This is a genomic window from Fibrobacter sp., from assembly GCF_017545445.1.
In the GTDB taxonomy this organism is placed as follows: domain Bacteria; phylum Fibrobacterota; class Fibrobacteria; order Fibrobacterales; family Fibrobacteraceae; genus Fibrobacter.
On record NZ_JAFWOM010000059.1, the window covers coordinates 72,784 to 83,147 of the forward strand.

General features: G+C 44.3%; 3 protein-coding genes. All 3 read left to right on the forward strand.

The features are described 5' to 3' along the window. The 3 genes from IKG78_RS06420 (at position 1) to IKG78_RS06430 (ending at position 10,353) form a co-directional block, all read left to right on the forward strand. A complete protein-coding gene (locus IKG78_RS06420; RefSeq protein ID WP_290941147.1) occupies positions 1-7,713 on the forward strand; it encodes an InlB B-repeat-containing protein in 7,713 nt (2,570 codons plus the stop codon). A gap of 275 nt (positions 7,714-7,988) precedes the next feature. Continuing rightward, positions 7,989-8,888, forward strand: coding sequence for a TIGR02147 family protein (locus IKG78_RS06425; protein ID WP_290941150.1), 900 nt, complete (start codon positions 7,989-7,991; stop codon positions 8,886-8,888). 34 nt (positions 8,889-8,922) lie between these two features. Continuing rightward, entirely contained in the window at positions 8,923-10,353 is a 1,431-nt protein-coding gene (locus tag IKG78_RS06430) for a fibrobacter succinogenes major paralogous domain-containing protein (RefSeq protein ID WP_290941154.1), read from the forward strand. The last annotated feature ends 11 nt before the right edge of the window (positions 10,354-10,364 follow it).

The following is a 10,364-nucleotide window of genomic DNA, read 5'->3' on the forward strand; positions in this document are numbered from 1 at the left end:
ATGAAAAGAATAGTTTTGCTTATTTCTATGGCTTGTGCAATTGTCGGTGCGAAAGTGACCCCGACTGCGCCCACCGTAAAGGATGGTTGCTATTCCATTTCGACTGCGGATGAACTGTATGGTTTCGCCGCCATTGTTAACGGAACACTCGAAGCAGGACGCGCTGCAGAAAGTTCTGCCTGCGGTATGCTTACCCAAGACATTTTGGCAAACGATACAACGACAATCGGATGCTATTATAAAAAAGAAACCAATAGCAAAGATTCCGTTTACACTTGCTATAAGATTGATTACGAGAACGATTCCAAAAGAATTGATATCGACCCCGCGACAATCGTACCCCACACCCAGTGGACTCCGCTCAAGAATTTCTCCGGACGATTTGACGGCCAGGGCCATACGATTTGGAAACTTGAAAATATTAAAGATTCCACCCAAAACAACCTGGGCTTTATCGCCTTGGTCTCTGGCGGGACAGAAGCTAGCCCTGTTGTCATCAAGGATTTAACCATCAGGCATACCAAGTTCTATGGACACGATACCGTTGGTGGTATTGTCGCCAAGAATAGCGGCAACCTCCTGTTAGATAACGTGATGTATCTGTCTCAGGTAAAGGGTCGTAGACAAGTTGCATCCCTTGTTGGCCGAAACGAAAATCAACTTACCATCAAAAAAGGGGTTGCCACAAACGTCACTGGTCAAAAGTTTATTGGTAGCGCGGTCGGTTCCAATTCCGGGACAATCGACATCGACAGTTTATCTTTCATTCATAAGTTTAATGTTGAAGGAAGTGCCTATCCAATAGTTTATAGAACCGATTTAATAGGAGTCAGTCACGTAGGCCTGATTCTCGGCGTCAATGAAAAATCAGCAAAAGTAAACATAAAGAATGTCACAACAGGTATTGACGACTCCTACATTGTAGAGGACGCTTTCGTAGATGCCGATTCTGTATTGGGAGGTTTTGTTGGTTTAAACGATAAAAACGCTACAATTACCATTTCAGCGTCATCTATGCTGAAAATTTCTACTCTTGGCGGAGAGAATCGGCCTTATATTGGCGGTTTTGTGGGTATAAATCGAGGAACGGTGGATATAACGAACTCCTACGCCAAGGGGCCCGTAGCTGGAATTTCTTCAGGTTGCTTTGTCGGACTTAACCAGGATTCGCTTTCTGTAACCAACTCCTACAGCGATTGCCTTAGTGATCTTAAAACAAAGGACCCGGTTGTTGGCGAATGCCGCGTTGGCCATGTTTCGCTCAAGAACACATTCTATAAAGATAATTCCAATACGTATTCTTGCGCCAAGAAATACGGAGCAAAACCCATATCCTCTCAAGAAGTTTCCAATGGCGTGTTGACGATTATGTTGCACAATTACAAGGGTGGCGAAGTTTGGGGGCAAGACATAGCCAATAGAAACTACTGGCCCAAGCAAAATGTGGCTTTTGGACCTTTTTCGTTTAAGTTAAATCTTTGTACCACGGATTATTATTTCGATTTTAATATAAACGGGGATAGTTGCCACCCAGATTCTACAATGAAATCTTACACTTATAAGAATGGTATCGCTCAATTGCCGGTTTATACAAGGTATGGCTATGTCTTTTTGGGCTGGGCTTTTGCGGACAAGCCTGATTCCGTTATCACGTCGATTAGCAAAGATTCTTATGGCGATATTGAACTTTTTAACAGGTGGGATGGTGATGCAAAGGTGCCGCCAAAAGATAAAGATGGTTGCTATCTGATTTCAACCATCAGTGATCTTTACGGGATTGGAATTGCACCAGATAAAAAATGCGTAAAGCTCGTGAATGACATAGTTGTCAATCAGAATATGGAAAACATGATTCTTGATGGTTTGTATACAGGCGATCCTAATCCCCAAAGATCGTGGGATGGAATCAAAGGCTTTAATGGAGTCTTTGATGGACAAGGGCATAAGATATCCGGGTTGTACAATAAAGTCTTTTTCTCGGAAGTCAATAAAGGCGATACGCTCACTATCAAGAATTTAGGTATCGTAAATTCAGCCTTTAAGAATGCACCTGTTTTTGTTGAGCAAAACAACGGTGTTCTTAATATAACCCATAGCTATAGTACAGCAATCAGCAATGGCTTTGTCGGAACAAATAGTGGCGAAGTTTATATATCGGACTCCTACAATACTGGGTTAATTCGTGTTGGTGCCAGCATGATTGGAACCAACAACAAAAAAGCCGTCCTTGACAATGTCTATAATTCCGGCGCGGTACAACGTGGTGCAGGTATCATTGGCACCAATTTGGGAACGGCAACCATTAGCAATTCCTACAACGTTGGCACAATCAGCGAAGAATCGTTGCAAGAGAAATCTACAGCCGGTTTAGTGGGATACAGCAAAGGCAAAACGACTATTATCAACTGCTTTAATGCAGCACCGGTTTATGGATATGCCGTTGTCGGCGGCCTTGTCGGGGCTCATTGGACAGACACATTGACTATCATAAACTCTTACAATGCAGGCCCGGTAAAGGATGCATATTCCGAACACAACTATGGTATTGTCGGAATGGCAGAAGTTTATAATAGCTGGAACAGCAAGACCCACGAATACGACAAACTTGTTCACGATGACAAATACGCCGTTTATATGTACAATGTATTTTCGCTCATGGGACTTGAGGATCATACGCAGCTGAGCATACAGGCATCGCCTGCCGTGTTCAAGAACGGCTATGTTGCAAAACTTCTTCACGATTACGTGCAAAAAGACGTTTACGGCAATGTTGTCAAAGGTGGCATTAATGGTGAAATTTGGGGTCAAGAAGTCGGCAAAGATTCTTTGCCGGTATTCAAAGGAAAATTGGTTGGCGTTGCAGAAAAGGCAAACGAAGGTGATATCATTATGCCTTCTAGTTCGTCAATGGCCATTTCAAGTTCTTCGTCGAGCGTAGAATCTAGCAGCAGCCGTAGCAGTCGCTTTGGTGCTGAATTTTCTTTTGTATTGCCCAAGATGGTTGACGGATGCTACCGCATTTCTACAGCACAGGAACTGCAAGGCTTTGCGACGATTGTAAACGGGTCGCACGGTTCAACAAAGTATTCCGCAGCATGCGGTATTTTAACGGCAGACATCGCTCTTGACGTGGACAAATACGGCGCTTGGGAACCGATCGAAAATTTTGCAGGTTCCCTAGACGGTCAGGGCCATACGATTTCTAACATGGCGATAGATGTCAATCGATACGGAGACAATGCTTCGTTTATCGGTTCCATTAACGGCGGAACAAAGAAAAATCCTGTGGCCCTCAAGAACATTACGTGGGAAAACGCAACGATTTCGGCCAAGACCAGAGCTGCGATAATCAACACCGTGAAAAGCGGCTCCTATGTTGAAATAGACCATGCCCATAACGGAATGAACTTTACAGTAGATAGCGGCCGTGTTGCAGCGTTTGTCGCCACTGTAGAAGAAAATGCCAACTTGAATGTTTCGTATTCTTACAATACCGGTGATATCAAAAATAACACATCCACATCTTCTTATTTTGGTTGCATTGTTAACGTTGCAAATGGCAAAGTAACATTGAAGAATGTGTACAATACAGGTGTCGGAGCAAGCCTCATCGGAAGCGCGCGTGATAGCATTATAATCCTCAATACTTATAACTACCCGAAAAATTCCAGCTATTCCACACTGCTTGACTTTTGCGAAGAAAACAAGAACAACATTATCATAGAAAATTCATTTAACATAAGGTCGTCAAGAGATTTCTGCGACCGTCGTTCCTCAAACTTGGATAAAGAATATTTTGCTAACGGTTATGTAGCCATGAGATTGCATTACCATTACAATGGCCTTGATTATGACGGCATGGAATGGGGGCAAGACATCGGCGTAGATGCAAGCCCGATCTTTAGCGGAACTGTCACGGGAGAAGTACCCGCAAATTCAAAGGTGGTTTCGTTAGACGTTGTTTCTTATAGTGGCGATAAAACGATTTATCCGCGATACTATTTATCCCAAACCAGAATAACATTGCCAGATCCAACACCTCGAACGGGCTACGCTTTTGCCGGTTGGTTCGATGATACTACGAGTTCTGTGCCTATCGACAATCGTATAGACATCTCTTTTGCTGAAGAAGACCTGACTTACTATGCAAAATGGTGGCCCTTACCCAAACGTGACGGGAAGTGCTATAAAATAGGCTCTGCAGAAGAAATGCTTGGATTTAGCGCCATTGTGAACGGAGGCCTCGGCATAAAGAAAGATTCTACGGCATGCGCAATATTAACCGCAGACATCGTTCTTGATTCGAGCAAGTTCTTGCAGTGGACTGCTCCTGAAAATTTCGCAGGTTCGCTCGACGGCCAGGGCCATTCCATTTCATTTGGGTGGACAAAGTACTACTACGACGAAAAGAAGCCGTTTATCAAGTCTATTTCTGGCGGCACAAAAGATAGTCCTGTAACCATAAAAAATGTGGAATGGAAGAATGTATCTGTCGAGGGAACATTTGGAACAAGCTTGATACATTACATCTGGGATAGTTCTTATGTTTTAATAAGCGCCAACCATAACGACATTAATTTTGTTAAAAATGCAAGTTTCATAGGAACTGTTGGCGAAAAAGCACATTTAACCATTTCCAATTCCTATAACACCGGAAGTTTTTCGGGAGACGATGGTTATTTCATCGATTATGTCTTGGGAAATATTTCTTTCTTGAATTTCTATGATGTCGGAACTTCAAACGGTTTTGTAGGGACAGCAAACGATAGCGTAATAATCGAGAATTCCTATAGTCTCGCACAAAATCAAAAAGTCGGATTTGTCAAGTCTGCAAAATACACGAGAAGAATTTCGATTAACAATTCGTACTACCTTGATACCCTTAGATCCGATTTTGGCGGTTTCAAGGCCACTGCAGAAGAATTCGCGAATGGAACAATCGCTGTAAAATTGCGTTATGATTATGACTATGATGGATCCATTTGGGGGCAAAATGTTGGTGTCGATTTAAGCCCGAATTTTAGCAAGGAAATTATCGGAGCAAACGATTCTACGACGGGACTTTATTCTATAGAAATGGTCACTCATAGCGAAGACACGACTCAGTACAAAAAAATCTACGCCAAGGGAATTGGCCTGACGCTACAGAATCCGTCTCCAAAGAAGGGATACGCTTTTGGCGGTTGGTTCAATAACCCCAACTATTTGGGCCATGCCATCAAGAAAATCAGCACGATAGATTCCGGTGACGTAAAGTTCTACGGTAAATGGTGGCCGCTCCCGAAACAGAAAGCAGGGTGTTACGAAATCGGTTCTGTTGATGATTTGTTCGGCTTTGCGGCAATTGTGAACGGCAATATCGGTGCGAAAAAAGATTCCACGGCTTGCGGAAAACTTGTTGCGGATATCGAATTTAAAGAGATCGGAGAACTCTGGACGGACAGCCTCTTGGTTTGGGTTCCGATGTGGAATTTTGCGGGATCCTTTGACGGAAACGGATTTTCCATCAAGAACATTTTCATCAATAATCCCAGCAACTATTATCCGGAAGATACTGAAGGAGCAGGCCTGTTCGGAACAATTTCTGGCGGTACGGCTGAAAAACCGGTTGTCATCAAGAATCTGACACTCTACGAAGGCTACATCGATGGTGGATGGAACACAGGATCCATCGCCGGTCTCATTAACGAATCCAATGTTATCTTGGATAGCATTACCGCAGACCTTTATGTTTCTGGCTACATTAAAGTCGGCGGAATCGTAGGTGTTATCTCATCATCGACGGTCTCTTTGACCAATTCCCGCAAGATTTTTAGCAATGCAAAAATGATACCGGCATATTATCCTGGCGATGAGCCAAGCATCGAAAAAAGTTTGTATGGTACATACAATATCGGTGGCCTTATCAGCACCATCACGAACCATTCGCATGTGCGCATTGTCAATAACTATGTCAAGGGTAAACTGTTAGCTTGGAATTGCGGGATCGGTGCCGCTGTTGGCATCGATGATGCAGATACTTACATTAGCCAGTTCTATGCGGAAAGTGACATTGAAGCGGAGAGCTATGCGGGAGGCATTCTCGGTAGTGCCGGTGGTGATGTTCGCATAGAAAATTCCTACCATATCGGTAAAGTCTCTAGCAATATTTCTAACTTTGATGGCGCAGGAAATGTTCGTGGCGTTGTCGTAGGTGGTATTGTCGGCGTCAACGAATCGTATGCAAATATTCACCTTGTAAATTCGTACCACATGGGCGATGTTACTGCAGTAAACGACTACCGTAGTATAGATGGCGTCATTGGCGTCAATCATTCCGACGAAGTGCATATTGATAACGTATTCTACCCGTCGTCGTTATATTCGGAATTCCCTGCAAACGCAGCAGATTCTGCGATGTTTGCGAATGGCTCTGTTGCACATAACTTGCACAATTACGATAACGGAAGCATGACAGGCGCTATTTGGGGACAAAAGGTTGGAGTAGATCCCTACCCCGTGTTCACCTCCAAAGTAGATGGCTACCAAACAGACAAGAAAGTTTCAAACTTGGTTTTGCATACATTTGAAGGCGATTCCAACAACTACATCAACCATTACACAGAAGGTCAAGTCACTTCGTTGCCCACTGTTGCACGAGAAGGACACATTTTCCATGGTTGGTTTACAGAACCCCAATTCTTAGAAGATTCCCTCCTGTTCATTGATTCCAAAACTACTGGAGATTTGGAACTTTATGCAAAGCTCCAAATTAAGAAATTCGTTATATCCGTAAATATTTATACAGAGGAAGGATGTAGTGGATATGTAGAAGGAACCGGTTATTACGACTACGGAACAAAGACCTCGTTGAGAGTGGTTCCCGATTCAGGATGCGGACTTTCGTCTAGTTACATTTATACTCCATTCGATGAATTTGGGGTATATGCTATAGACAAAGTCACAAAGAATGAATCCTACAATGTTCACATTGGCAAGGGCGTTTATAAAATCTGGTATTACGTAGATGAAGATGTATCGTTGCCAGACGCCACCAATACACGCACCTTGGAAGATGCTGTTACATTGCCGATTCCATCAAAGCAATGCTATGAATTTGAGGGATGGTACGACAATGAAAACCTGGAAGGCTCCCCCGTTAAAAACATAAGCAAAGGCGCTTATGGCGACAGAAAATTCTGGCCCAAGTGGAAAGAGAATGCTTCGGAATGCTTGGAATCATCGTCGTCTTCGATTCAAACATCGTCGTCATCCTCGACACTGATCGAAAATCTGTCCAGTAGCAGTGTTGCAAAATCGTCGTCGTCCTCGATTCAAACATCGTCGTCATCCTCGACACTGATCGAAAATCTGTCCAGTAGCAGTGTTGTAAAATCGTCGTCCTCGACTAAAGCATCTTCGTCATCCAACGTCGCAAAGTCTAGCTCGTCGAAAGCAAAATCCAGCTCTAGCAGCGTCAAGAAATCGTCTTCGTCTAGCAAAACAGATGCCATTGATTATATCGTTAGCTCTAACGTGAAAATAGATGTTATTGGCCGCTACATCCAGATTGACGGAGTACAGTCTGATGCAAATTATACGTTGTTCGATTTGCAAGGGAAGATTCTTTTATCAGGTTCTGTTGAAAATGGTTCTTGGCAAATTACTGTGCCGAGGGCGGGTACCTATTTGCTTCGCGTCGGCATGCAAATGCAAAGGGTGACTGTGAAATAAACCCTAAATTTTGGGTTGGTTGATGGTATAAGGGTGAAAGTCTTTAAAAACAATTTAAATTTTGAATACTTTCACCTCTAAATGAAGTTCTTTTGAATTTGTGTGGTGCTAATCGCAAAAACCTCGCATTTCTGCGGGGCTTTTTTGTGTTCTTAGGACACATCTTGTGTTCTAAAAAATGGCGTATTTCGTCTAAAATGGCTGAAAACGTAAAAAATGAGCGAAAAACGACAATTTTTGTATTCCAGTGTTGTTGAAAAGTTATATTTGTATTCATGAAGGCGATTATTGAATATACAGATTATCGCAAGTTCATTCAGGATTACTATGATGAACGTAAACGCAGCTCCGCTTTTACTTGGCGTGAGTTTGCTCGGAATGCCGGGTTTTCGTCGGCAGTTTTTTTGAAGTACGTTTGTGAGGGGAAAAAGAATCTGAGCATCAGTGCCGCAGGATCGGTCGCAAATGCCATGGGGCTTGCCGGTTTCGAGAAGACGTATTTTGTTCTGATGGTTACGTATGCTCATGCAAAAGGGGACGAGGCGAAAATGGAGGCTTTCGAAAAACGCTGTGCATTGGCAAGGTCGCATAAGGTTCGTGTGCTTGGGGGTGAAGAATTCGATTATTACAAGTCCTGGAAAAATCCGTTGCTCCGTGAACTCGCTCCACACATGCCGGGAGCAAGGCCTGCCGAAATGGCCCGTGCGTGCAAGCCGAAAATTTCTGCAGCGGAAGTCTCCGAAACGCTCGACTTTTTGGAAGATGCGAATCTCTTGAAAAAAGACAGAGAAGGGAATTACGTGCAGACGGACAAGTCTATTTCTATGGGTTCCGTGGATGCAGTGCCGCTTGCCGCGAAGGATTTGCAGCGCCAGATGGGCGAGCTTGCCGTGAAGGCTTTGGACTTGCCGCTTGCGGAACGCGCGATGTCGGGAGTTGTGCTTGGGCTTACGGAGGAATCCTATGAACAGATTAAGAAAGAGCTTCTGGAATTCCGTCGCCGCATTATCGCGATTGCTACGGAAAGTGACAAAACGCAGAGAGTTTACCGATTGAACTTGCAACTGTTCCCGATAAGTGAACGGCTTGACAAATGTGAAGAAAACGAGAAAGTCGATGAGTCTGGATGTCATCCCGGACTTGTTCCGGGATCAGTGGGCTCAAGAATTGAGTAGAAAAGTCTGGGTGACAAAGACTAAAGGAATTTTTATGAATTTGAATAAATTGTTTGCTTTTATGCTTGCGTTGATTTCGTGCGTCTTTGTGGGGTGCGCGGATTCCGAAGTTGCTGGCGGTTCTTCGGACGATGCCGGCATTTACGCCGTCAAGGGTTTGGATGTGGCGGGCGTTTCGCAGAAGGGACCGTTTGTGACGGGTTCTGTTGTGAGCGTGCAGGGTGTGGATTGCAAGACGCTTGAACTGACCGGCGAAAAATTTACAGGCAACGTTAAAAGCGACAAGGGCGACTTTGCTATAGATGGCGTCAATCTCAAATCTTCGTGTGCGTTGTTCGAAGTGACAGGTTATTACCTCAACGAAGTGACCGGAAAAGAGTCTTCGGATAAGCTCTCGCTCAAGGCTCTGACCGACCTTAGCGTTAGAAAAACTGTGAACGTCAACTTGCTCACGCACTTGGAATACGAGCGCCTAAAGCACCTTGTGACGGTTGAGAAAATGGACTTTGCGGCGGCGAAAGCCCAAGCGGAACGCGAAGTGCTCACATCGTTTGATATTGCGAATAACGTTGATGAATTTGAAAACTTGAACATTTTCGAAAAAGGCGACGGAAACGCGGCACTCCTTGCGGTGAGCGTGCTGATGCAAGCCGATGCGGATGTCGCAAAGCTTGAAGAACGTACAAACGAAGTCAGCTCTGCCATTGCGAAAAACGGTTTGTGGGACGATGACGAAACGAAGTCGGAAGTCGCGGAATGGGTCGCCGCCGCAAAAGAAAACGGTCAAATTGAAAAAATCCGCCAAAATCTCGAAAGCTTGAATTATGCAAGCGAGATTCCTGCGTTCGAAACGTATGTGGAAAGCTTTGGCGAAAGCTTGACACGGGAATCATTTTTAAATCCGCAAGTGCAGTACGATTCCATTGTCGATAACCGCGATGGACAAGTTTACAAGACTGTAAAAATCGGTGAGCAGGTTTGGATGGCGCAGAACTTGAATTATATCGACACGGCAAAGGCGATTTTCAAAGACAGTAGTTGGTGCTATGACAACAATCCTCGAAACTGCGCGCTTGCTGGCCGCCTTTACACATGGACTGTGGCGAAAGATTCGTTGTGCCCCGAAGGCTATCATTTGCCCGATACGACGGAATGGAATACGTTGTTTGCATCCGTGGGCGGTACGGCCAATGCGGGGACTGTTCTCCGTTCTATATTAGGCTGGGATAGTGTGGATGGTACGAATGATTACGGATTCTCGGCGGTTGCCGTCGGCGAAAGATATCACAGCGGTTCGTTTGATTCCGAAGGAACGAAAGCATTCATTTGGACGGCGACAGCTCTGCCTGAAGAATCTGAAAATTCCGCCTATGCAGCTTATTTTGTTGAAAACGCTACAGTTTCTTTCAAGAAGAATTTTAAAGACAATGGGGCTTCGGTGCGTTGCCTCAAGGATACATTTTAAAGACGAGTGAG